Annotated in this window: 23 protein-coding genes and 2 tRNA genes; 11 read left to right on the top strand and 14 right to left on the bottom strand. The window is 54.6% G+C overall.

Annotated features, from left to right (window positions below):
* The first annotated feature begins 164 nt into the window (after positions 1–164).
* The 4 genes from HXY31_RS11220 (at position 165) to HXY31_RS11205 (ending at position 2,680) form a co-directional block, all read left to right on the top strand.
* Entirely contained in the window at positions 165–665 is a 501-nt protein-coding gene (locus HXY31_RS11220; protein ID WP_292643029.1) for a HEAT repeat domain-containing protein, read from the top strand.
* A gap of 34 nt (positions 666–699) precedes the next feature.
* Positions 700–1,002: a hypothetical protein gene (locus HXY31_RS11215; protein ID WP_292643027.1), complete on the top strand. Its 303-nt coding sequence runs from the start codon at positions 700–702 to the stop codon at positions 1,000–1,002.
* Positions 1,003–1,078: 76 nt separating this feature from the next.
* Entirely contained in the window at positions 1,079–1,471 is a 393-nt protein-coding gene (locus HXY31_RS11210) for a helix-turn-helix domain-containing protein (RefSeq protein ID WP_292643025.1), read from the top strand.
* Between the two features lie 45 nt (positions 1,472–1,516).
* Positions 1,517–2,680 carry an MBL fold metallo-hydrolase gene (locus HXY31_RS11205; protein ID WP_292643024.1) on the top strand — a complete coding sequence of 388 codons (1,164 nt, stop codon included), beginning with the start codon at positions 1,517–1,519 and terminating at the stop codon, positions 2,678–2,680.
* A gap of 3 nt (positions 2,681–2,683) precedes the next feature.
* On the opposite strand, the gene HXY31_RS11200 is transcribed toward HXY31_RS11205, so the two are convergent.
* From HXY31_RS11200 to bluB, 3 genes are all read right to left on the bottom strand, one after another.
* Positions 2,684–2,761: transfer RNA gene (locus HXY31_RS11200), tRNA-Arg, on the bottom strand.
* 29 nt (positions 2,762–2,790) lie between these two features.
* A complete protein-coding gene (locus tag HXY31_RS11195; RefSeq protein ID WP_292643022.1) occupies positions 2,791–5,166 on the bottom strand; it encodes a hypothetical protein in 2,376 nt (791 codons plus the stop codon).
* A gap of 47 nt (positions 5,167–5,213) precedes the next feature.
* Entirely contained in the window at positions 5,214–5,924 is a 711-nt protein-coding gene (gene bluB, locus HXY31_RS11190; protein WP_366933102.1) for a 5,6-dimethylbenzimidazole synthase, read from the bottom strand.
* A gap of 236 nt (positions 5,925–6,160) precedes the next feature.
* Here bluB and HXY31_RS11185 point away from each other — a divergent pair, with 236 nt between their 5' ends.
* The 3 genes from HXY31_RS11185 (at position 6,161) to HXY31_RS11175 (ending at position 8,704) form a co-directional block, all read left to right on the top strand.
* Positions 6,161–7,381: a hypothetical protein gene (locus tag HXY31_RS11185; RefSeq protein ID WP_292643018.1), complete on the top strand. Its 1,221-nt coding sequence runs from the start codon at positions 6,161–6,163 to the stop codon at positions 7,379–7,381.
* Between the two features lie 21 nt (positions 7,382–7,402).
* The gene (locus tag HXY31_RS11180; RefSeq protein ID WP_292643016.1) at positions 7,403–8,548 is read left to right on the top strand and encodes a site-specific DNA-methyltransferase; all 1,146 of its coding nucleotides are present in this window, start codon (positions 7,403–7,405) and stop codon (positions 8,546–8,548) included.
* A gap of 81 nt (positions 8,549–8,629) precedes the next feature.
* A tRNA-Val gene (locus HXY31_RS11175) sits at positions 8,630–8,704 on the top strand.
* 5 nt (positions 8,705–8,709) lie between these two features.
* Here the strand turns inward: HXY31_RS11175 and HXY31_RS11170 are convergent.
* Positions 8,710–9,225 carry a response regulator gene (locus HXY31_RS11170; RefSeq protein ID WP_292643014.1) on the bottom strand — a complete coding sequence of 172 codons (516 nt, stop codon included), beginning with the start codon at positions 9,223–9,225 and terminating at the stop codon, positions 8,710–8,712.
* Between the two features lie 65 nt (positions 9,226–9,290).
* The gene (locus HXY31_RS11165) at positions 9,291–10,964 is read right to left on the bottom strand and encodes a HAMP domain-containing sensor histidine kinase (protein ID WP_292643012.1); all 1,674 of its coding nucleotides are present in this window, start codon (positions 10,962–10,964) and stop codon (positions 9,291–9,293) included.
* A 197-nt stretch (positions 10,965–11,161) separates the two neighbouring features.
* On the opposite strand from HXY31_RS11165, the gene HXY31_RS11160 reads away from it, so the two are divergent.
* Together HXY31_RS11160 and HXY31_RS11155 are read left to right on the top strand one after the other, a co-directional pair.
* Complete coding sequence (locus HXY31_RS11160) at positions 11,162–11,698, top strand: hypothetical protein (protein WP_292643011.1); 537 nt, start codon at positions 11,162–11,164, stop codon at positions 11,696–11,698.
* 76 nt (positions 11,699–11,774) lie between these two features.
* Complete coding sequence (locus HXY31_RS11155; protein ID WP_292643009.1) at positions 11,775–11,939, top strand: hypothetical protein; 165 nt, start codon at positions 11,775–11,777, stop codon at positions 11,937–11,939.
* Here the strand turns inward: HXY31_RS11155 and HXY31_RS11150 are convergent.
* Positions 11,936–12,580 (bottom strand): isochorismatase family cysteine hydrolase, encoded by a 645-nt coding sequence (locus HXY31_RS11150; RefSeq protein WP_292643007.1) that lies wholly within the window; start codon positions 12,578–12,580, stop codon positions 11,936–11,938. The genes HXY31_RS11155 and HXY31_RS11150 overlap by 4 nt on opposite strands.
* A 102-nt stretch (positions 12,581–12,682) precedes the next feature.
* Here HXY31_RS11150 and HXY31_RS11145 point away from each other — a divergent pair, with 102 nt between their 5' ends.
* On the top strand, positions 12,683–13,942 hold the full coding sequence (locus HXY31_RS11145; protein ID WP_292643005.1) for a phosphoribosylglycinamide synthetase C domain-containing protein: 1,260 nt from the start codon (positions 12,683–12,685) through the stop codon (positions 13,940–13,942).
* On the opposite strand, the gene HXY31_RS11140 is transcribed toward HXY31_RS11145, so the two are convergent.
* From HXY31_RS11140 to HXY31_RS11125, 4 genes are read right to left on the bottom strand one after another with little or no spacing between them, the layout of a single operon-like run.
* On the bottom strand, positions 13,939–14,742 hold the full coding sequence (locus HXY31_RS11140; protein WP_292643003.1) for an AN1-type zinc finger domain-containing protein: 804 nt from the start codon (positions 14,740–14,742) through the stop codon (positions 13,939–13,941). The genes HXY31_RS11145 and HXY31_RS11140 overlap by 4 nt on opposite strands.
* Positions 14,743–14,773: 31 nt before the next feature.
* The gene (locus HXY31_RS11135; RefSeq protein ID WP_292643002.1) at positions 14,774–16,105 is read right to left on the bottom strand and encodes a glycosyltransferase; all 1,332 of its coding nucleotides are present in this window, start codon (positions 16,103–16,105) and stop codon (positions 14,774–14,776) included.
* Positions 16,095–17,030: a hypothetical protein gene (locus tag HXY31_RS11130; protein WP_292643000.1), complete on the bottom strand. Its 936-nt coding sequence runs from the start codon at positions 17,028–17,030 to the stop codon at positions 16,095–16,097. Before HXY31_RS11130 ends, HXY31_RS11135 begins: the two co-directional genes overlap by 11 nt.
* A complete protein-coding gene (locus HXY31_RS11125) occupies positions 17,027–17,314 on the bottom strand; it encodes a hypothetical protein (RefSeq protein WP_292642998.1) in 288 nt (95 codons plus the stop codon). The genes HXY31_RS11130 and HXY31_RS11125 overlap by 4 nt, the downstream gene beginning before the upstream one ends.
* Positions 17,315–17,483: 169 nt before the next feature.
* On the opposite strand from HXY31_RS11125, the gene HXY31_RS11120 reads away from it, so the two are divergent.
* Entirely contained in the window at positions 17,484–17,810 is a 327-nt protein-coding gene (locus tag HXY31_RS11120; RefSeq protein ID WP_292642996.1) for a DUF2024 family protein, read from the top strand.
* Here HXY31_RS11120 and HXY31_RS11115 read toward each other — a convergent pair.
* Genes HXY31_RS11115 through HXY31_RS11100 form a run of 4 tightly spaced genes read right to left on the bottom strand, consistent with a single transcriptional unit; the run spans position 17,807 to position 23,500 of the window.
* Positions 17,807–18,460, bottom strand: a complete 654-nt coding sequence (locus HXY31_RS11115) for an adenylate/guanylate cyclase domain-containing protein (protein WP_292642994.1) — start codon at positions 18,458–18,460, stop codon at positions 17,807–17,809. The two genes, HXY31_RS11120 and HXY31_RS11115, sit on opposite strands and share 4 nt — an antisense overlap.
* Positions 18,461–18,466: 6 nt before the next feature.
* The gene (locus HXY31_RS11110) at positions 18,467–18,853 is read right to left on the bottom strand and encodes a response regulator (RefSeq protein WP_292642992.1); all 387 of its coding nucleotides are present in this window, start codon (positions 18,851–18,853) and stop codon (positions 18,467–18,469) included.
* Positions 18,850–21,171: an ATP-binding protein gene (locus HXY31_RS11105; protein ID WP_292642990.1), complete on the bottom strand. Its 2,322-nt coding sequence runs from the start codon at positions 21,169–21,171 to the stop codon at positions 18,850–18,852. The genes HXY31_RS11110 and HXY31_RS11105 overlap by 4 nt, the downstream gene beginning before the upstream one ends.
* A gap of 37 nt (positions 21,172–21,208) precedes the next feature.
* Complete coding sequence (locus HXY31_RS11100) at positions 21,209–23,500, bottom strand: amino acid permease (RefSeq protein WP_292642988.1); 2,292 nt, start codon at positions 23,498–23,500, stop codon at positions 21,209–21,211.
* Between the last annotated feature and the right edge of the window lie 28 nt (positions 23,501–23,528).

The raw sequence follows: 23,528 nt of genomic DNA, 5'->3' as shown, positions 1-23,528 counted from the left end.
TACATTGTGTAACATTTTGAGCACGAAAAAATGATACAATTTTGCATGATGGCAGGAGGCAAAAAACAATCTCGTGCGCAGAATTAGTTCTTTTAAGGCGGACTTTTTTTGCAAAGCCGAAGGCGCCAAAAACTAAAAAAAGCCTATTGGTGCAGATGTGGCGCATGCCAGTCACCAAATACGCCACCTCACGCGAGAGGACGCAGCTCTTCGAGGAGATGGAAAGGCAGTTTGACGAAAAGAACATTGATTATTTCAAAAAGCTACTGACGCACAAGGACAGCGTGGTAAGGACTCGCGCTGTCTGCATCATGGCCGACATAGCCGGGGAAGGAGCGGTCGCGCCCATAGGCAAGGTGCTGAAAAACGACGACAACGACCTTGTCAGGCACGAAGCCGCGTTTTCATTGGGGCAGCTCGGGTTTTCGTCAGGCATAAAGGCGCTGGCAGACGCGGTGAAAAACGACCCGTCGCTTTTTGTCCGGCACGAAGCAGCAGTCGCGCTGGGCGTGATAGGCTCTGAAGAGGCGAGGAAAATACTGAACGACGCGCTCAGGGACGAGAGCGAGGAGGTGCGCGACTCTGCGGTGGTCGCGCTCTCGAACCTCGACTACATCAAGGCGGTCAACAGGCGCAACAGGTTCACCAGCATGACCGGCGGCTAACGTTATAAAGCGCTTGGGACCTAGGTTGAGCCTAATGGCCGACACGTGGCTTTCGAACCTTTCCGGCAGCTGGCGCGACGTCAAGTGCCCGTGCGGCAGCACGTTCCACTTCAAGGGCAAGGTGGACGAGCTCTTTGCGTGGGAGCGGATACACCTGCGCCACATGGAATCGGACCACGAGAACCACGAGATGCTCTCCTTCTACCCCAAGGACATGGTGATAATCTACCACTCTGCGTCGGGCTATGTCATCGAGCGCCGGAAGCACAGGCGAGAAGAGATAAGCGAGGTCCACCACGCGCAGCTGTACGGCCAGGCAAAACTTGCAGGCGTCTGACTTTTTTGTATCAACTATAGAAAGGTAATGTTTAATTGCGTAGTTACCTGAAGGTAAGCGGGTATAGGCGGGCAAGTTGTCCAAGGTAGACTATATTGCAGCGATGGCACAGTTCAAGCAGTGCCCCATCAACCACACTTTCCAGGTGATAGGCAAAAAGTTCACTATACTGATAATGCGAAACATGATGCTTTTCGGGCACAGCCACTTCAACGAATTTTTGGATATAGAGGGCATAAATCCAAAGACGCTTTCGCAAAGGCTCAAGGAGATGCAGAAAAACGGGATAATCGAACGCAGGGTCAACCCGGGCACGCCTGTCAGCATCGAGTACTTTTTGACGGAAAGGGGCAGGGCGCTCAAGCCGGTGCTTGACCAGCTGATGCTGTTTTCAATGCAGCACTATCCCGGCCAGGTGTGCAAGGACGGCCAGCCCATGACGCTTGACGACCTTGCAAAGCTCGGCTAGCGGGCCTTCAGAAATGTTTTATTTGTGGCGTGCGCCCTCAATCTCATGGAATCGGGCGTATTTGCAAGGATAAACGGCGTGCTGCCTGATGTTGCAGGCGGGACGAACACTTCACTTTCCGTATTTTTTGATGGCTTCCACCTGCTGGTCGATGCCGGCAACGGGGTCGCGGCAAGCTTGAAGAGCGGCGCAGGCGAGCACGGCTACAAGGAAACGCCGGACGCTGTCCTTATTACAAGTGCAAGAAAAGAGCACGTCGCCGAGCTTGCGTCTGTCATTGGAAGCGCCAGAGGATACTGCACCGCCGAGTGCCTCGGGCAGCTGACTGCGATGCCTCAGCTTGCAGACAAGAGATCTAATTTCACAACGGTGCAGCCGGGCCAGGCATTTTCCGCAGGCCCGTTCTCGATAACGCCTATTGCGGCAAACAACGCCGGCGACGCGCCGGGACTTGCAGGCTCTGCCATCTACATCATTGAAGGCGGCGGAAAAAAGGTGATAGCCGGCTGGGACTTTTTGACGCTTCCAGGAGCCGACGAGAAACTGATGTGGAAGCCCGACCTCTTGGTGCTTGGCACCGAGACCTACAACGAGCACCCTTCGACCGGCATGATATCCGTATCAGAGGCGTACAACATAGTCCGGCGCTGGAACGCCAAGGACTGCTACATCCTGCACTACAGCGGCGAAAAAGACAGGGAAGACGCAAAGAACCAGTGGCACAGGGGGCCGGCGGGGCCGCTCTCGCCGGAGGAGCTGCAGAAAGCAGTAGACTCTCACCTGCTAGTGTCCGGCCAGGAGGGCAAGTTCTCGATAAGGGTCGCACGGGAAGGCATGGTATGGACGCCGGCAGAAGAGGCGCAGGACGAGGGACCTGTGGGACCCAAGATAGAGGTCGAGGCGCTTGAAAAGTACGTCTTTTCGCTTGAAAAGATGCCAAACGGCAGATTGACCGTCGCAGTCGAAGACAGCATCAACCGGCTGACTTCAGAGTTTGTAGGCGCCAAAAAGTCGGGCGACAGCTCGCTCCATGCAGACCCTGAAAAGAGCGGCTTTTTCAAGGGGCCCGAGCTCAACATGACTATCTCTGACGGAACCGTCAGGCTCGAGATAATAAAGGGCAAAAAGCCGATGTTTGCAAACAGCATGCCTGTGAGCGAGAAGGACGCGGCGCGCCTGAAGAAATACATTCAGGAGAACTTTGCGTAAAAATGGCGGGCCCGGAGGGATTCGAACCCTCGACCTAACGCTTAGGAGGCGTTCGCTCTGTCCATGCTGAGCTACGAGCCCGCGTTAGTTCAACCAAGGTCGCGTCAATTTTAAGCATTCGCAGGTACGGCCTTTGGAACAAGCGTCAATACCTGGCGCTTGCCGTCCTTGAACTCAGAGTCGTCCCAGCCTTCAGGAAAATAGTCCTTGCCCTTGCGCGCCTCGCGCACAAGACCTGCCTCTCCGGCCACTTCCAAGAGTGCTTCAAACTGCGCGCTTTTCTCCTCCATGTCAGTCAGGATCTTGACTGCGCCTCCATCGCGCAGCTTTCTTGCAAGCGTCACAAACATTGCCTGCAGGAGCATGCGACCTTCCTCACTTCCGACCGGCGAGTCGCGCTCAGGCATTACGATAAGAAAGTTGTCTATCGACCGGTCCATTATCGCCGGCACGAGCTTTTGCACGTCGCCCCAGAACGCCGACGCGTTCTGCGGGTCGAGCGCGGCGAGCCTCGACTTGGCCTTGAGCACCTCCCCCTGGTCCCTGCCGATGCCTACGAAATACTCTGACCAGTTGTCGGCAGCCATGGCCTGCAGCATCTCGCCCCTGCGCATGCCGACTTCGATGTTCACCTTGAGGTACATCCTGCGCGCGGTCTCTATCGTGCGGTTGAGCGGGGTCGAGGGGTTGCCCTCGTGGAAGAACTGGTATATCAGGTTCCACCGCTGCCTGAAAACGTCGGGGAAGGTCTTTTGCGCCAGAAGCTCCCTGAACAGTTCAAGATCGGCAAAGTCGGAAAAGAACGCGTCGGTCCTCGACACGGCCTCGAGCCTCGGCAGGTACAGCTCGTCGTACAGGTTCGTGACCCTGTCCCACGCCCTGACGGGGTCGGAGCCCATGTACGTGACTGCAAGGTCTGCAAGCCAGAGCACCTCTGACATCAGCTTTATCTTTTCAGTCTGCGCGCCCTTGCCTCCAAGCTCTGCAAGGAGGCCGGCAAACTTGTCCTGCGCGTTCTTTAGCTTGAAGAACGGAAAGTCAGTCCTCCAGATGAGCGCCTCCACCATGACGCTCTCGACAGGCGCCCAGTCCGACTTGACGTACTCTGGATGCGTGGTGGAAAACTCGCTTGCTACAGGCGTGCCGGTGCCGTACTCGCGGAAATAGTTGCCAAGCTCTTCGGTGCTCATGGTGAAATACGCGTCGATTATCCTGGTCTTTTTCAGCTCCTCTATCGTCCTTGTCACAACCGGCCCCTTGACCTTGCCCGGCTCTGACGCAAGCGGCTGCGCAGGGTCATAGTCGTGCAAAAGACCTGCGACCAGCATCACCTCATAGTCTTTTGGGCCAAAGACCTGGCCCTTGAACCAGGCTGGAAGCATCTGCATTGCCATGTACGACACCTCGAGCGAGTGGTGGAAGTTGTGGTACTCGCTTGCGCCCTCGCCAAGCCCCATCCGGGTGTAGGCGTTTTTCAAAAATCTGGTGAGCGCGTAGAGCCTGTCTATCCTTGCAGGCTGTATGCCCTTTGCCTGCGCAAGCTCCATCATGGCCGCTACCAGCTCGTCATCGGGCACGTTTGCAAGGTCCGCGTTTGTCTGGTCCACCTTGCGCTCCTTTGCGCCGGGGAAGTTGCGTATGACCTGCCTGTACACTATTCTCAGTGGCAGGCTCTTGTTCAGGTATATCGCAAACGTCATGAACCTCCAGGGAAAGCGCACCCGCAGGCGCTCCCAGCCTGCCACCTCGTTTGTGGCGGCCACTATCTTCATGTTAACGTCGGCTATGAGGGCCGAGAGCTCCTCGCTTTCGACGTCCATCTCTGCAAAGCGCACGCGCTCGGTGTTCATGACGAGCCACTGCGGCACCTTGACTATGTACCGGTAGCGCCTGTAGTCTTCTGATAGCCTCTCCCTCTGCGTGATCGCCGCGTTGCGCCTGCCTGACGAAAACGACAGGTCGCGGTCGCGCACCACGTGCAGCGTTATCTCCCTGCCGGGGTGCTGGAGCGAAAGCAGTATGTGCCAGTACTTGCCCTTGTCCATCCAGGGCGGGACGTGCGTCTCCTTGTCCCAGAAATCCACCGGGCCTGAAGGCGCAAACCCCTCCTCGTACTCCTTTGTGACGGGGTTGTACGACTTGTATTCAAATTCGCCTATCATGGGGTCGAGCCGGCGCGCGGCAAGCCTGGCCTCGACTATGGCCGACGAGGACTTTGTAAATTCGCGGTACGCCATGACGCCCCACACCGTGCCGAGCGCGCTGAACAGCGTGAAAAGACCCGCAACGATATCGGTGCCTGACTCGACGAAATACCTTGGCAAAAGCGGGATTCCAAACCAGCCGGTGGACATGAGCCCGGCAAATATGAGCAGTATGAACAGGTACCTGGCGGCGTCGTGGTACTGGAGGCTGAGCGCGAGCCCGCCTGAACGCCAAGCGTGCGCGCAAAAGCGATGTGCACCTGCTGCCGGTTCTGATCTCAAAGTGACTGCCGGATCATCGGTTAAGCCTTGTCCACGTATATATTGTCTTATTCAACGCTGTTGACGGCGTCGGCAAGCGCCGCCCACTCTTTTGACTCTTGCAGACCCCACTTCTCGTAGCACACAACTTTGGAGAGTCCCATGCGCGGGAGCCACCCTGCCTTCTCGAGGTCGGGCTTGTCTGCAAACTCGCGCACGTATCCAAGCGTGAGGTACGCGACCGGCTTGACGTGCGACGGTATGCCAAGTATCCTCTCGAGGTCCTCGTTTGAGAGGATGCTCACCCAGCCCACGCCGACTCCTTCTGCGCGCGCCGCAAGCCACAGGTTCTGGATTGCGCAGCAGACGCTGTAGACGCCCGTGTCCTCTATCGACGTCCTGCCGAGCACGAACGGCCCAAAGCGCGTCGGGTCGTAGGTGACGCAGACGTTGAGCGCCGACTCTTCAATGCCTTCCAGTTTCATCTTCGCATATTTTTCCTGCCGCTCGTCGCCTGCAAGCATTTCAATCGAGCGCTGGCGCTCGCGCAAAAACGACTCCTTGACCTGCCTGCGCGTGTCTGCGTCTTTTATCAGTATAAAGTTCCACGGCTGCGAAAAGCCCACCGACGGCGCGTGGTGGGCCGCGTTCAGTATGCGCAGGAGGACTTTATCAGGAATGTCTTTTTTGATAAAGTGCGAGCGCACGTCGCGCCTTGAGAATATCGCCTTGTACAGGCCGTCCTTCTCGGGGTCGGATAGCGTATAGTCCAAGGTCAGAGTTTCTCTGGCGCAAGACCTGATATTAGATTTCCTGTGTTGTTCCTTGCCTTTTGCACGTTTTCTGAGTATTGGCTTTGCGCCAAAAGCCCTAACATTGTTTAAAAGTCAACAGGATGTATTGTAGGAGTTCTAAATGAAGTCGTTCTTTCCTTTTCGAAAATCATGACAAGTTGCTAATCTATCCGAGCCTATCTCAGCAAAATCTATAACATTGTTCCAATTTCAGTTACAACGTGGATATTAAACAGAGAAGGATGCTACTTCTTCAAAATCCTTCCACTCTCAACCGCGAGGAAACTTGGCTTCGTGAAGCGTACGCCAATATCGTATCAAATCTGTTGGAGTATGCAACAGATCCCTCCTCGAATATCGATCCTTTCGCTGCGAAGTTCATGGGAATTGAAGCGGTTGAAAATAATAAGGAAGAATATCGAGCCTTCATGGAGGTTACTTCCTACTTTTGGGGTTCCAAAGGAGGAAGGGGAGCTCTGATAGAAAAGATAATGGCTGCGGCGGCTGGAACCACCGCAGCTAATGGAATACTCCTTTCAAAAATACCCAAATGGATAGCATCCATCAAAGGCATCCAAGATGTCAAAGAGTGGAAGTCCACTGGGAGTGATCCCAAGCTAAAATTTGACCTATTGAACGTAATTGGCGACAGGCTAGTATTTTTAGAAATAAAGAATAGAGTGGACAGCGGCGGTACCGCTGCTAGAGAAGAGGCACTGGCAAAGAAATTCCTAAAGTTAGCGGAGATGATACAGAATGGCGTTCCCGTCTATATTGGAGATGGTGTTGATATGGATATTGCACAGACTTTTCTTGGCCTTGGAATCAAGAGATTAGAAATGCATGCAGGTTTCTTGTTTAATGCCAGAGGAGATGAAGCAACGATAGAGGATGACAGGTCAAAGGGTTTCTATGGACAGAGTAAGAGGTTGCTTGAGGAATATTTTAAGAAACATAACAATCGGTTCTCTGTAAAGCTGACCTACAATGCAAGCAGTCAAAAGTTAAGTTTTGAGAAGGACGGTCTACTCGTGATTATTGATTTGCTATACGGAAGTGACGTTACCAAGAATTTCACACACGAAGGATTGGATCTTGGAAAGGTCATGAACAAGGTGTTTAGGAAGAAATGGGACGACATTTGGTTATCTGTAAAGATGGCAATCTCTCAAAGAACTTTGTTACTGAGAGATGGAAATAACATTATTAACGAAATAGACTGTTCGTTGACTAAAAACGCTGACCCTGCTTTCATGACACATTACAACAAATTTGTGGCAAACACAGAAGATATCAAAAGTCTAATGGAATGCGTTAGAATCATTAAACAAAAGATAGGCTCATCATCGACAACAGCCGATGGCGACATAGCCGACTGCGTCTATGCATATGCCGGCGCTCACTATCCGTATAAAAAGTTTAAATCATCTGTGAAAGTCTGACAAGCTGGGAAGCTCATCTAGATGATCTCCTATAATCTACTCAAGGGCGATTCCCTTAAGGTTCTGAGAGAACTTGCAGAAGATCCAAAAGAAAAAGGAAAATATCGTGTGATCATAACTTCTCCGCCATATTATGGTCACAGACATTATGGCAAGAACGGCATTGAAGAAGTGGGCCGGGAAAAGACAGACCAACAATTCATCGACAAGCTGACTGAAATCTTTAGAACCTGTAGGGATTTACTGACAGAAGACGGTTCGCTTTGGATAGTGATAGGTGATACTCGCCGAAATAACAGCAAGCTCATGATTCCCCACAGACTGGCGCTAAAACTGGTTGAAAAGGGCTACGCCTTCAGAGAGGATATAGTATGGTATAAGAAAAACAACGTATCTAGTAGTGCTAAGAATAATCTTTCTCAGGCTTATGAGTTCATTCTCTTTCTCTCAAAGAATGATGCATCATATACGAACCTTGACCTCATCAGGGTAAGAGGTAATGAGGCCAGAGAAGGGAGGAATAAGACTCCCCCGCCAGAACTCATACAACACAAGCCTATCAATCCTGATAAGAAAAAAATTGCTCAATTAGAAGAGATTATCCACAATGCAGAGCCAGACACCCCATTTAGTGCGCTGCCTTCCACAAGCGAGATTTCATTAGCGTACGGTTACGATCCAGAGAAGTATTGCCCCACCTGTTTTAGGAAATTCAAGAGACACGCAACACGTAAAAGAATAGGAGATCACAAGCATTATCCGATATTTGCTGTATGCAATCCTATAGGCAAGAATCCTGGCAATGTCTGGGAAATATCTACTAAGGCACATTACGGTAACGAGCATTTCGCAATATTTCCTGAGGATCTAGTGGCCCGCATAGTTAATTTCGCATCTCAGGAGGAAGACTGGATTCTCGATCCCTTCATGGGAAGAGGTACTACGGGTATAGTTTGTGCATTAACGGGGCGAAACTTTCTGGGAATTGACCTATACCAACAGAACGTGAAAACCGCTGAAAAGAATATCACAGATGCAATCAAAGGAAAGTACGATGCAAAGCTGATGAATGTCGTTGCTAGAGAGACAAAGCTAATGGAGTCATTAGAGGAAAAAATGACACTGGAAAGTTATCTTCTAGCTGACGGCTCATTATCTGCCAAATAGACCATTAATTTGTAAATAGGATTTTTGAAAGCTTCAATGTGTAACAATATATTTGGGCGCCAGAGGTAGATGCGTAAGAACGGGCAGGTGGTCTAGCTCGGTTATGATACCTCGTTGACATCGAGGTGGTCGGGTGTTCAAATCACCCCCTGCCCACTTTTTCAAAACCCTACTTTCTGTATCCTCTTCAAGACGTTGAGAAGCTCGTTTATCTGCTCCTCGTCGGACTTGGTGTGGTTCATGTCCGCAAGCATCCTGTTGATGTCTTCAAGCTCCTTGACGACGGCGGTGTTTTCGATGAGCTCCACCAGTATCTTGGGCTCGAACGGCTTTTGTATAAGCTCGACGACCTGGTCAAGCTGCCTTACAGAGTCCCGCAGTGTCTCCTTGACGTAGGCTGACGCAAATACGAGGCGCTGCGCCCTGTTCATCGCAAGGATCTTTTTTGCGGCCTCAAGGCCGTCCATCTTGGGCATCCTGTAGTCAAGGACCGCCACGTCAAACGGCTCGTACTTGCTCGGCTTTTTCCCGAGCTTGTCCACTTCCTGCTTGTAGACCCTGACGCACTCCTCGCCGTCTTTTGTTATGACAACCGTGTGGTGCTTGGCTTCAAGGGCGATGCGGTACATTTTTGCCATGTCGGCGTCGTCCTCCGCAACGAGTACCCTCAACCCCATACCACACTAGTTGAGGGTCGTATGTATATAATACTTGTCTGTCAGTAATCCTACAAAATCCCGGGCTATTTCGCTTCCCGGGGGTGCTCGGCGCTGACTGCTATTGGCGTTTGTTTCTTGCCCTGCCCGCCGGCCCTCAGCGGCAGCTCTATCCTGAATGTGGCGCCGCCAGTGTCATTGTTGTACGCGGATATCTTGCCGCCGTGAGCCTCCACTATCGACCTGCTTATGAAAAGCCCCAGGCCTGTCCCGTGCGCCTCGTCCTCGCCGACCTTCTTTGTTACGAACTTGTTGAAAAGCCTGGGCAGGATCTCCTTTGGTATGCCCCCGCCCGTGTCGCTTATCTTCACCACAATGCTGTCCGGGCCTGCAAGCCGGGTCTCGACTGCAATCCTGCCCTTCTTTGTGAACTTTAATGCGTTTCCAAGCAGGTTTGTGAACACTTGGGTCAGGCGCTCCTTGTCGCCTATCATCTCTATATCGTGGCTATCAAAGTCCGTGACTACAGACACCTCGGCGCCGACGCTCGGCTTTATCGCCTCGACGCAGTTTGCGAGGACCTCGTGGATGCTCAGCTCCTTCATAGAGTACGGCAACGTCCCGCTCTCTATCCTGCTCACATCCAGTATGTCGTTTGCAAGCTGCCTGAGCCTTACTGCCTGCTTGTAGATGACGTCAAGTGCCTCCTTTTCTCCTATCATGCCGTCCCTTGCCATCGACGCGTAGCCAAGTATGGGGTGTATCGGCGAGCGCAGCTCGTGCGACGCCACGCTGATGAACTCGTCTTTCAGCCTGTCCAGCTGCTTCAATTCTGCATTGGTCTGCTCAAGCATGATGTTGAGTTCGTTCAGCTCTATGTTCCTGCTCTTCAGCTCCTCCTGCACCTCGACAAGGCTCCTTCTCATCTGCTCAAAGCTCGCGGCGAGAGCCGCAATCTCGTCGGTGCCCTGGGTGGTTATCTGCTTGCCCAGGTTGCCCTCGGCTATCTCGCCGGCAGTCTTTTCCAGCTGCCTGACGCGCCTTGATATCGAAAACGCCACGCCGCCTCCTACGATACCTGTGACGCCAAGGATGGCTGCCGTCAGGAGTATGTTGAGGTTAGCACCGGTCCCGATGTTGGCAAGCACCGTGTTTTGCGTGTTGCCAAGCGATTCGTAATTCTGTGCAATCGCCGCGTCAAGCTCTTCATTGAAGACCATAGCCTGTTCGTTGAGTTCAAGGATCATCCCGTGAAGCATCACTACAGGGGGCACATCTTCCATGTTTTCTCCAGCCGCTGTGTGGCCTCCAACAGCCGCGTGGTCAACCATCGTCTCGCCATTCATCACGCTGTTTCCCACCATCAGCATTTCGTCAATGTGCATGGTCAGCATGTCTATCTTGTCGCCTATTTCGCTGGCTGCGTCCGCACCGACGATGGCTTTATAGTTGTCAAAAGAGGTGCCGAGCTCCTCTTTTTGCATCTGGACCTCATCCCGGTGGTCAAGCGCCAGCTGCTTGATTTCAGGATCGGTGGAAGCTTCCGGCACGTGCAGGTTGAAAGCAAGCACCGCGGCGTGCAGCGCGTTAAAATCTGCCTTGATGTTGCCAAGGGCAATTATTGAAGGAGTCGCCTTGTTCTGAACCTCGTCAAAAGAGCGGCCCACTTCTGAAATCTGCTGAGAAAGTATGAACCCAGATATAGCAAGCAGTACCCCTGTAGCAATAATGCTCAGGAACAGCTGCTGTCTTATTTCCATACGGAGCCCCTGTATTCAGGCCGTCGAGCCATTTAGATATTTTGATGTGTGGATGCATTAATATAACTATTTTCCAGTATTTGATACAATTTCTAATATTTATGCAAAATATGGTGAAAGATAAGCCTTCTCGTGTTGTACAGCTGAGCTTACATAATATTAATACACGACCTAGAACTATTCTACACGTAATGGTCATGAAGGCAAGACCGATTCAGCTGGCTCTGGTAATATCGGCTGTTGCGGCGATATTGTTCGTTGCATCGTCAGGTACTGCTCTGGCAAAGCCTGCTACCGATCCTGAAGGAGACAGCTCTGACCCAAACTTTGACATAAAGACATACGGGTTCAAGGGCGACAAGATGTTCGTTCAAGTGTACGGCAAGACCGCGCGAAGCCTCCCAACCGGTGATCACCAAGGATTCGCATACGTCTTTAACACAAACGACGGAATCTGGGCGATAAACGGCCACAAGGAGGCGCATTCTAACGACCTGCCGCAATGGCATGCGGAAAGGATCTTTGCGGACGGAACCTGCATACAGGGAATAGACATAGGTTCTGAGCGAACGCTGACTATTGCAGGCAACAATGCGATGGTGAGGACAGAGGCTGTTACCGAGATCTACTCTGTAATGGCGGTGGAATTCCACCTTCTCGTCGACGAGCCGGACAATCCGCCTCCCGGAACAGACTGTATCGCAGAGGTAGTCAACGTGTTTGACGAGGCCTAGAGGATTTTTTCTTCCTCTCTTTTTGCAGTGCACTGTACACGTGCTCGATAAATCACTAGCAGGTCTATCCTACATCATGAGCCTGCCGAAAAAGCAGCACATAGGCATAGACCGGTGGAAGATGGACCAGATCCTGAACCTGCACAGATGCGGCTTTAGCGTGGAAGAGATTGCGGACCAGGTCGACGTCGACGTGTCGGTGGTAAGGGAAGTTTTAAAGCTGTCAAAAAACAACCACTAAGCCTTTTGCACGGGCCTCTGCAGGGCGCATCCTGCAAACTCGGCAAGGTCCATGACTATGCCATAGTATTCCTTGACTATCTCAAGCGTTGACTCGAAGTGCTTGCGGTTGCCCGACGCAGTCGCGTCTGACACCAGTATAACGTCGTAGCCGTTGTTGAATCCGTCCCGGAGTGACGTCTCGACGCAGATGGAAGTGTCGATGCCGCAGAACACAAGTGCGTTCACGCCGAGGCTCTTGAGCCACACGCCTATCTCGGTGTCCTGGAACGCCGAGTCGCGCCTTTTCACCACAACATGGTCGGCCGCAGCGGGCCTGACCTCGTCGACGATGTCGGCGTCCCACGTGCCCCTGACGCAGATGGGCCTCTTGCGTATCCTCTCCTCCCTTGCCTTTGGCAGTATCCTGTGCGATTTTGTCAAAAGATCGATGCCCGACCTTTCGCGGACAGCCTGCGTGTAAAAGATGGGGACGTCTGCTTCCCTGCAAAGTTTTATCAGCTCCGCTACCTTTGGCACAACTGCGCGGTAGTGCGCGGTTTCCATGCCGAGAAGATCGTACGACCCTCCCTTGCTTACAAAACCGTTCTGCACGTCTATGACTACCAGCGCGGGATTTACGTCGTGGCCCCGGACATTCATGCTATTTCAAAGCCGAAAATGGCTAATAAACTTGCGCGCAAAAGCGCGCTCTTTAAAGTCTTGTTAGTCGTTTACAAATCTTGAAACGTGAAATTCCTTTTTGTGTCGCCAGAAGCTCTGAGCCTGGACCTTGCCTACACCATCAAGCAGGAAGGCAATGAAGTGAAATTCTGCGTCCAGAGCGCGACTGAAAAAGACGTGGGCGACGGGTTTGTCGACAAGGCAGACGAGTGGGAGCCGCACATAGGCTGGGCCGACGTCATCGTGTTTGACGACATTGGCTCTGGCAAGGTTGCAGAGAAGCTGAGGTCTGAGGGCAAGAAGGTCGTCGGCGGAAGCACCTACACCGACAGGCTTGAGAACGAGCGCGAGTTCGGACAGCAGGAGCTTGAAAAGGCCGGCGTCTCGGTGCTCCCAAGCTGGAACTTTTCAGACTTTGAAGAGGCAATCAAGTTCGTGCAGGAGCACCCCGGCCGGTACGTGATAAAGCCAAGCGGCAGGGCCCAGAACGAAAAGGAGCTACTGTTTGTCGGGCAGGAGGCCGACGGAAACGACGTCATAAACGTGCTTGCCCACTACAAGAAGCGCTGGTCAAACAAGATAAGGATATTCCAGCTGCAAAAGTTTTCTTCCGGGGTCGAGGTCGCTGTGGGCGCGTTTTTTAACGGCAAAGAGTTTGTTCACCCGATAAACACCAACTTTGAGCACAAGAGGCTTTTCCCCGACAACATAGGGCCCAGCACGGGCGAGATGGGAACCTTGGGCTGGTGGTCTGAGAGGAACAAGATATTCGAACATACCCTTGAAAAGATGAAGCCACGGCTGGCAGAGTCAGGCTATGTCGGTTACATCGACATCAACTGCATCGCAAACGGGACGGGCATCTATCCGCTCGAGTTCACGTCGCGATTTGGCTATCCGACAATATCTTTACACATAGAGGGCGTGACCAGCAAATGGGGAGAATTTCTCTATTCCCTTGCAAGTGGGGAAAACCCACGATTACAGACGAAGCGTGGGTTCCAGATATGCGTGGTAGTCGCGGTCCCGCCGTTTCCGTTCAACGACGAAAAGACATTCAGAAAGTTTTCCGAGGAGGCCACCATCCTGTTCAAAAAGCCTGACCTTGCCGGCGTCCACCTTGGTGAAGTCAAAAGAGAGGGAGACGACTGGCACATCGCGGGAAAATCTGGCTACTCTCTCGTCGTTACGGGCTCGGGCGACACGACTGAAGAGGCGAGGGCTCTCGCATACAAGCGCGTCTCCAACATCATGATACCAAACATGTTCTACAGGACCGACATCGGGAGCAGGTGGGTCAGGGACAGCGACCTCTTGCTGTCGTTTGGCTACATGAACTAGCGCAGAAAACTGAAGAACCCGCTGCCCGATGCGATGCTGCCTGCCGCGTACAGGCCTATCGCAGCAGCAAAGGCAAGCGCCCATACAAGCTTGTTCCAGGAGAATATCTTCGACCCGTCAAGCCCCATGAACGGTATCATGTTGAAAACTCCCACCCAGCCGTTGAACCAGGCGCCATCTGCCATGAGTTCTACGCCGGTGGCAAGGTACGCCAGCATGAATCCTGAGCCAAGCGCTATGTTTGTCAGCGGCCCCACAAGAGAGATCCTGCCGTTTCTGCGCTGGCTTATTGAGCCGCTGATGAACACGGCTCCGGGTGCGATGAACTTGAACGGAAGGAACGGCAGCGCCGATATCGCGGTTATCACCGCGCCAAAAAGGATCAGCCGGAACTCGGCCCACGCCCTGTAGAACTGGGCGAGAAACTTGTGGGCAACCTCGTGCAGCAGGAATGCTGTGACAAATATCGCCAGGAACTCTGGCTGCAGTCCCACGCGGAAAAACGTCATGCCTACTGCGGCTACAAGTGCAGTTCCGACAGCCAGATGGCCAAGCTCTGTCCACGAGAACCGGAGGAGCACAGTGTTCTTGAACGCGCTTGCGGCCCTCTCGCCTGCACTCCCGCGCTGGCCCTCGATGTATGCCAGAAACTCCCTGTCCTTCTCGGGCTGGCGCAAAAACTGCTCGAGGAAAACGCAGCTGTGGTTTGGCGGCAGCCTGTGCTGTGCGCAAAACAGACCCTTGCAGTAGCGGCACTTGAAGGGCATCTCCTCCCTTGCGCCGCATATCCCGCATTCCACCGGACAAATTTAGCATTCCGCGGATAAAACGCTAGTGCTTTTCCGCGACGCCCCAGCGCACGCCCCGCCCTGCGTGCGCGGTCTTTTCCCAGAACACCGGCTTGAAAAGCTCTTGGTAAAAGGCGCGCAGCGACGCAAGGGGCATCATCACGTTCATGTACACGAACATGTGAGGCAGGTATTTTGGGATTGGCACCTTTATGCCCTCGAGTTTTGCCCCCTTTATCCAGATGTAGTAGTACAGCGCGTTGAACCAGAGCGGGATTATGCTCCAGAACGGGATTGCGCCGGCAGTCACCTGCGGCAGTATGCCGGCGCTCTCAAGCGCCCAGTACACGGTCACCGAATACGCTATCCAGTTCAGGACGACGATTAGCGGGCTTATCAGCATCACAAAAGTAGAGAACACGCCGGCAAATCCCATGCGCCTGACCACTGCCGGCTTGAAGATGACTCCAGAGTATTTCCAGAAGCTCTGCATCCAGCCCCGGAACCACCTTGTCCTCTGCTTGAGCCACGCGTTGAAGGTGACGGGCGCCTCCTCCCAGTGCCTTGCGTCAACGACTGCGACGTTCCACCTTGCTATCCGCAGCCTTATCGCAAGCTCGGCGTCCTCTGCAAGGTTGGTGGGCTCGTACCCGCCAACGTACTTTAGCGCCGACCTCTTGAAGTAGTTGCCCGTTCCGCCAAGCGGTGCAAACAATCCCATGTTGAACCTGCCGTTTAGCATCACGCGGAACCATCCAGAGTACTCCATGCCAAACACCTTTGATATCCACGAGTCGTCGGTGTTGCCTATATGCAGAATAACCTGCACGGCCTGGTAGCCGCCCTTTTCAATTGCAGTTGCGGCCTTCATGAACACGTCCCTGTCCGGGATATCTTCCACGTCCATCACAACAACAATGTCGCCGGTGCACAGCCTCATCGCGTCGTTGAGCGCTGACGGCTTGGTGGGAAAGAACTGCCTGCGAGCCAAAAGCTTGACAGTCTCGGGGTACTTTTGCTGGTACCAAAGCGCTATCCTCTCCCCGCCCTCGTCGTCTGCGACTACAACTATCTCCTTCTTGCCGGCGGGGTACTCGACGTGGTTCAGGCACGCCTCGATGGTCCTGCCAAGTATCGGCTCGTTTCTTGCCGGGATTATGACAGATATTTTCGGGTAATCGTCAAGCTTTATGCCGGGGTCCATCGGCTGGCCGAGGCCGGAGAGCGTGACTATCAGGTGGTAGACACCCCACACAGTGTATATTGCGGTTATCGATACGACGAGCCAGAACACGAACGCGGACGGAAAGAAAAACGCCGCCGCAGCAAGGCCCGCCATGCTGGCAAAGAATATGCCCGCCCTCTTAGCCGACAACCTTTATGACCTCGCGAGCGACCGCGTCGGGGTCGTTGCCGGGGATTGCCAGCAGCCTTATCTTTTCCGGGTTCACCATGCCGGCAAGCTGGCTGACAAGTGAAGCTGGCACGAAAAGCAGGGCGACGTGCTGGCCCAAGTCCGCGCTTCTCAGTATCTTCTGGAGCACCTTGGCGTCAGAGCCGGCCTCGTTTAGGATAAAGTCAACCACCGCCTGCATCTTTCCAGTCCTGACTGTCAGCGGTATGATGTGCACGACTCCGCTCTGGCCGCGCACCCTTGCAAGGACCTCGACTTCGATGCCGGACCTGGCAAGGGCCTTCTGGATTGCAAGGAAGTAGTCGGCAAGGTCTGCAAAGCCCTGGATCTCGTCGTTTACCTTGTAGACGGGAAACGGCTTCAGGTCAAGCTCGTCAAGCTTTGACTGGTGGCCGCCGCTGCAGGTGATGTTGACAAGTGGATACTGGAAGACGCGGCCGCAGTCGCGGCACTTGAAGCCTATGCCGGGCTTGCCGTACTCGATGCCTACGCGCTTTAGGGTCTTTGAGCACTTGGGGCAGACATACTCGGCGTCTTTTTGCGACACAAACTCTTCCACCGGCCCCGAGTACTCGCACTCGTAGTGTATCATTATCTCCGACCTTGCAAGCGACTGCCTCTTGCAGTCCGGGCAGTTGAGCTGCACAGAAAGAAGCAGGCTGCTGCATTTCGGACACGCTGGGAAGGGCTTTGCGCCTGCCGCCGAGAGCAACTTTTCCTGCTCGTAGCTTTTTATCCTCTCAAACGAGAGGTCGACGCCTTCAATCTCGTACACGACGCCGGCGCCGTGCCTGAACACAGGGTTTATCGGCTCCTTTGACTTTTTGGCGTGCGACGCAAGGAAAGCAAGCGTGCTGTCGTCGCGCATCTGCTCGGGGCTCTTCATGTCTCTCCCTTCCTGAGCGACTTTATCATCTCGACCAGGTCGGACTTGGGGTCGACGCTCAGCTCCTTTGATATCTCTGAAATTATCGTCTTCTCTACAAGGGGTGAGCCCTTGCCGAATATGTCGTGTATAGTCCTGACAAACTGCTCGGGCTTGTCCAGTATCTCGTCCCGGCCCACGCCCAGGTTCTGCAGGTGAAAGTAAAACACCTCGGTCTCTGTGAAGAGCAGGCCCTTGAGCGTCCTCTGTATGCCCTCAAGCGCCCTTGCACGGTCAGGCTCCATCTGTTTTCCCTCCGTGGATGGCGCAAAAAACTGTCGGGAGCTTGCCAGGCTGCCGCAAAAGCAACATGGCATCTACTGCACGGTATTATATAAAATCGGTTATGTCTGGTTCAGGCGGACCGGCACCGGAGCACAAAAATTAAAAATCCTCTCTCACAAGACACACCCTATGCAAAACCTCGAGCCCTATCACGGTGGACGCAAGAAGGTGGTGGTGTACAACACATACGCTGACGGAGGCAAGCTGCATTTCGACGTCTTTATACCGACAGACAGGTCCAACGCCTCTCAGGTGCCAAAGGACATCGACGCAAAGGCAGTCGAGTACGCAAAGGAATTCCTGCAGCTGATAGGCAAGCCGTCCAGCGACCTGATGGTGAACATGTGCGAGCGCTGCCACATAGACGACACCTCGCTTTACGCAAACGAGCTCTGGCAGCTGCCGGGAAAAGACGTGTTCATCTGGCCGATGGAAGGCTGCCCCAAGCCAAACTAGCGCCGGGCCACGGAATACACGCGGTAGCCGTTCTCCGCAAAAAGCGGCGCGTCCTTTATTTCTTCAAACTTGTATTCTTCAAAGTCACCGACGTGCCTGTACAGGCCGTCGCCTATCACCACGCCACCCGGCCGGGCAAGCGGGTTCATCTTGGCACACAGGTTGACTGGCATGCCGAAAATGTCGTTCACAGACGACGTGGACATCCTTGCCACCATCACTGCGCCGTACTCGCAGCTTGTCCTGTACTGCACCTCCGGCAGGCCGGCTGCTTTCATTTGCGAATTTAACGCCGGCCCCGCGTCGACCATCGCAAAGCAGCACCTTAGGACCTGCCGAAACGACTCGTGGTCGCCCGACTCGGTGCCCGGGAAATAGTAAAGCAGGCTGTCGCCCACGTTTTTTACCACCACCGCGCCGTGCCTGGAAAGCACGTCGGCAAGGCCGTTTAAGAAGATGCCGTAGTAGCGGCTCGCCCTTTCGGGCTCCATCCTCATTGTTATGCCGGTCGAGCCCACCATGTCGACAATGCCGACGCAGTAGTTCTTGGTGGCTGCAAAGAACTTTAAAAGCTCCTCTACCTGCTGGTGCTCCCTGGCGCCGTGCTCGCCTGACGCCTCCGCTGTGTGCGTTCTGTACCTGTCCTCCAACGCAAGTCACGCACTCTTTTTGGTGGCCGCGCCGCGGCTGACCTCTTCTATCTTTTCAAAAAGAGTCTCCATGCGCACCGGCTTTCTCAGACACGAGTGCACGCCCTTTTTGACAAGCTCGGCCACCTCTGCGTCGGTGATGGATGACGCGGTGAAAAGCACCACAGGGCTTTGCGTTATCTTGCCTGACTGAACGAGCGCGTCTATCACGTCGAGCCCGGAAAAGTCGGGCATCGCTATGTCAAGGAAAATCAGGTCGAACCTGTCGCCCTGAATCATCTTCAGGCCCTCCCTGCCGCTGTACGACGACACCACTTCATGGCCCACTGTAGTGAGCACCTTGACCATAAGCTCGACTATCTCGTGGCTGTCGTCGATGATGAGGATTCTCATTTTTTGTTTCCTCGCGGCAGACTGAAATAAAAACTAGAGCCCCTTCCCTCTTCGGTCTCGACCCATATCCTGCCTCCGAGCCCCGTGACGATGCCCTTGCTTATTGCAAGCCCGAGGCCCGTGCCGCCGTGCTTGCGCTTGAGCGACGTGTCGACCTGGTAGAACTTTTTGAACAGAAACTGCTGCTTGTCCTTCGGTATTCCCGGCCCGTTGTCCCTGACGCAGAAAAGCACGTCGCTCCCCCTTGCCTCAACAATGACTTCTATCTTGCCGCCCGGCTGTGGCACAAAGTCAACCGAGTTGTACAGGAGCGCGCTGAGCACCTGAGTTATGCGCGCCTCGTCAGACTGCATCTTCAGGCCCTGCTGCGCTGAAACGACGAACTCTATGTCCTTTTCCTTCATCATGAACTCAAAGTCGCGCCTTATGCCCGCCACAAGCCTGTCGACGTCCACCTCTCCGATGTTGAACTTGAACTCTTCAAGCTCGAGCTTTTGCGCGTCGAGCATGTCACTTATCATCTTTTCAAGCTTGACGGCGCTCTTTTCGATGGTCTCTACCGCCGCGCGCTGCTCCGGCGTCAGCTTTCCAAGGATGGTGTTTGACTTGAGCGCGCCGCACCAGCCGATTATCGGCGTCAGCGGGGTCTTGAGCTCGTGCGAGGCCATGCTCAGGAACTCGTCTTTCAGCTTGTCCTTGCGCCTGAGCTCCTCGTTTGTCAGGTTCAGCTCTTCGACCTGCCTCTTGATTATCTCTGCATTTGCCCTGTCGCGCGCAAGCGCTTCCTGAAGCCTCTCCTCGGTGTTTTTCAGGTTGGTGATGTCGTTGTGGATAGCTATGAACTGCTTTGGCTGGCCGGCCTCGTCAAGGAACGGCACTATCGTCGTCTTGACCCAGTAGTAGCTCCCGTCCTTTGCCCTGTTCTTTATCTCACCTTCCCATATCTCGCCGGCGGTTATCGTCTTCCACATCTGCGCAAAGAACTCGGACGAGTGCTGTCCCGACTTCAACAGCCGGTGGTTCTGTCCCACAAGCTCGCTTTCAGAATACTTGGATATCTCGACAAACTTGGCGTTCACCTTTGTTATGGTGCCGTCCCTGTCAGTCACTGCCACGATTGCAGTGGCGTCAAGCGCGTTTGTCATGTCGGTGAGGTCCTTTGTGCGGTCCCTTACAAGCCGGTTAAGGTTCGCGTTGCTCTCAAGCACACTCTGGCGCATCATGTCAAACTGCTCTGCAAGCTGGCCTATCTCGTCGCCCGTGCTGACCCGGACCCTGTGCTCGTAGTCGCCGTGGGAGATCCTGTCGGCCGCGTCCTTGAGCTGCGTGATAGGCCTTGAAATCGTGCGGGAGACATAGAATGCTATCACCACGACGACGCCCGTTATCACGGTGGCAGCAGCCAGGATGGCGTCGCGCATTTGCGTAATCGGCTGGAAAATCTCTGCCTCGTCTATCTCTGCCAAGAGCACAAAGCCAAGGTCCCTTGCGCAGTAGGACGAGCCCACTATGGGTATGTCCCTGTAGTCCGGGTACACGGCAAATATCTCCTCTCCTTCGTCAAAGCACCTGTTGACCGCAAGCGTGTCCACCTGCGTGCGGAACGCGGCGTCTTCGATAAATCGTGATTCCGATATCAGCGTCCTGCCCTCGTTTACAAGGTACACCTCGCCTGTCTGCCCAAGGCCCTCGCGGTTCAGGAGGATCTCGTCAAACTTGGCGACGTCCATTGTCGCTATCGTGGCGCCGATGGGCTCTGACACGCCCACCTCGCCGTACGGAAAGACAGGGACTGCGACCACTGCCTTTCGCTCGCCGCCGATCACATCAAACTCCAAAAAGCTTTCACTTATTCCGCGCACAAACCTCGGGTCCTGCGACAGGTCGAGCCCCTCTTCTTCGGGGTCGGAAGAGAGAAGCACGGTGCCGGCAGCCCCGACTATCTTGACGTTTTCAAGGCCGACTGAAGACCCGACGACGCGCCTGAAAGATTCCAGCTCCGCCTGGAACTCGGACCTGTAGCCGGACATTTCCTCTTCGGTGGGCGCGGGCCCTTCGCTTATCCTTTCAACTGCCTGCTGGACCGCGCTGTTTGTGAGCATCAGCCTTGTCTGCTCTATCCTCGTGTCGATGAGCGAGCGGATGGCGGCGCCCCTGCCGGTGGACTCGCTTATCAGCTGGTCGCTGACTCTTTCGCGAAGCAGGTTGTCTGCCGAGATGTAGCTCAAAAGCGACACGGAAAAGAGCGTGGTGAGCGCCAGGAACAGGCTGACGAATATTATCTTGGACTTGATGCTCAAAAAAACGGGCTTTTGCAACGCCGCTGACTTGTGCCCCTGAGGGGAATAAAAACGTCTATCTTTTAAGCGCCTGCCGAAAGAGCGACTCGGCCTTCCTGACCCCGGGGATGCCAAAGTCCCTAGCGACTATGACAGGGCACTGCAGCTGCATCAGCATCTGCAAGATTGGCTGGGTGTCAAACACGCCGAACTTGCCGACGCTTGCGCCGATCACCACCAGGTCTGGCCTGCGCGAGTCGATTGCGCCGTACAGGATGGCTGCAGAGTCGTGCGCGCCTGCCGCAAGTCGGATCTCCCCCCTGCCTATGCCAAGCTGCGTCAGGTAGTCGGGCCTCATGGGTATGCTGCCGTCGGCCTCGGTCTCTTTCTTGCCAAGGGTGAGAAGCTCCACGTTGAACCTGCCCGTGTGTTCCAGCCAGCTGGTCATCTTGAGCACCAGGTTTGCATGTGCGCCGCCGTCGTAGAGCACGACCAGGTTCTTCTTCGCCGCGCCGTCTTCTCTTTCAAGCGCAAGGTCCTCGTCGTCTGATTTTATCGCAAGCACGTCGCAGGTCGCAAGCGCCAAAAGCTTGCGGTTCCGGCTGACAATCTCCAGGTCTGCCATGAGCAGGTCGATCTTTTGCTCTTCAATCGTCGCAAGGATGGCCTCTGTCGGGTCGTGGGAGATCCTGACAAGGTACCTGCTTGGCACGTTTCTTTTTGAAAACATTTCTTCAAGCGCGGCAAACCCTCTCTTCGAGCTCTCTGCAAACGCCACGCCGGCTGAAAGCGGGGTCTGCATGGGGACCGTTATCACCCGAAGAAAATTCACCTCGCCAGACCTCTCCCTTGCGACCCTCATCGCGTACCGGGCCAGCCTGTCAGGGTTCTCGGGGCTAAAGAGCACGAGCACCCTGTAGCCCATCCTGGCAGCCGCGCCTTCTGTAGTCACCATGGGCGCATAGTGCTCCACCTCCTTCTTGAACGTGTACATCCTGTACAGCACAAAGCCTACCAGTATCCAGAGGGCCGTTATGCCCCAGCTCAGGGGCTGCGTGACAAGCAGATACACCGCAAGCCCAAGCTTCAGGATTATGCCTATGATGGGTATGACCGGGAAGAGCGGCACCTTGTACCCGTAGGCAAGCTTGTCGCCGTAGATCCGCCTTATCGTGATGGCCGCAATATTGACCTGCGTGAAAAGGAGCAAAAAGACGACGCCTGCTGCAAGGGCAATGTCTGCAAGCGGGAGCGCGTACGCCATGACGGCCATTATAATCCCTGACACGGTGGCAGCAACGTGGGGAGTCCTGTTGACGGGGTGTATAGAGGAGAGCGCGTGGGGCAGGTTGTAGTTTCGCCCCATCGCAAGCGCGACGCGGGAGGACGAAAACGTGGTCGCGTTCAGGGCGGCAAGCGTTGACACTATTCCCCCTGCAAGCACAAAGAACGCGCCGTAGGGCATGAACTGGTCCACCACCTTTGTTATCCCAAGCTCCCCCTCTCCTCCGATGAACTGCCACGCCGGTTCGCCGGTGGGCGGTTGCGCCGCGGAAACTGCCACAAAGGCCATCAGGCAGTAGAGCGAGACCACGACGCCGAGGGAGACAAATATCGCCTTTGGGATGTTGCGCTTTGGGTTTCTCACCTCCTCGCCTGTCTGCACTATTATCTCGTAGCCCTCAAAGGCGATGAAAGTGAGGCCCATGGCAGCCACAAGGCCTGACAGTCCAAGCGGAAGCAACTGATCCGCAAAATCTGCCTGCCAGTCTGGGTTGAACTGGAGTGCCCAGAAGCCAAAGCCGAGTATGACGACAATTATGCCAAGCTGCACAAAAGTGACTGCCGTGCCGGCCCTGCCGGTCTCCGAAGTCCCCTTGACGTTAATGTAGGTGAACGCGGCGACAGAAGCCACTGCTATGAGCTTGTCGTACGGGAAGATGCCGAGCAGCGGTTGGTCCGGAAGAATGCCTGAAATGTTGAACAGGCTGTATGCAAACGCGCCAAACCCGACTGCGTAGAGGCTCCCTGCGACAATGTGTGCAAACCACGCCATCCACCCGCTGATGAACGCGTTTGGCCGGGGCAGGCCCTCCCGTATCCACTGGTACCCTCCCCCTGCCTCGGGCATGGCCGAACCCAGTTCCGCGTAGACCATGGCCGTGAAAAGCGTGATGACGCCGTTTATCAGAAAGGCGATGATGACGGCGCTTCCTGCAAGCCCGATGGCCGGCCCGGTGAGGACGAATATGGCCCCGCCTATCATGCCGGCTATTCCCACCATGATTACGTCGGTGAGGCCGAGCGTACGCACCAGCTGCTGGCCGCCGGCAGGTGTTGGCTGCCCGGTGTCAGCCGAGTTAGACAATTGCAGCTGCGTTCGCAAGATCTGGGAA

The sequence above is a fragment of the Nitrososphaera sp. genome (genome assembly GCF_013388945.1).
Lineage (GTDB): Archaea > Thermoproteota > Nitrososphaeria > Nitrososphaerales > Nitrososphaeraceae > Nitrososphaera.
Note: the sequence above shows the minus strand (reverse complement) of the source record. Positions and strands in the feature narration are given on the sequence as shown.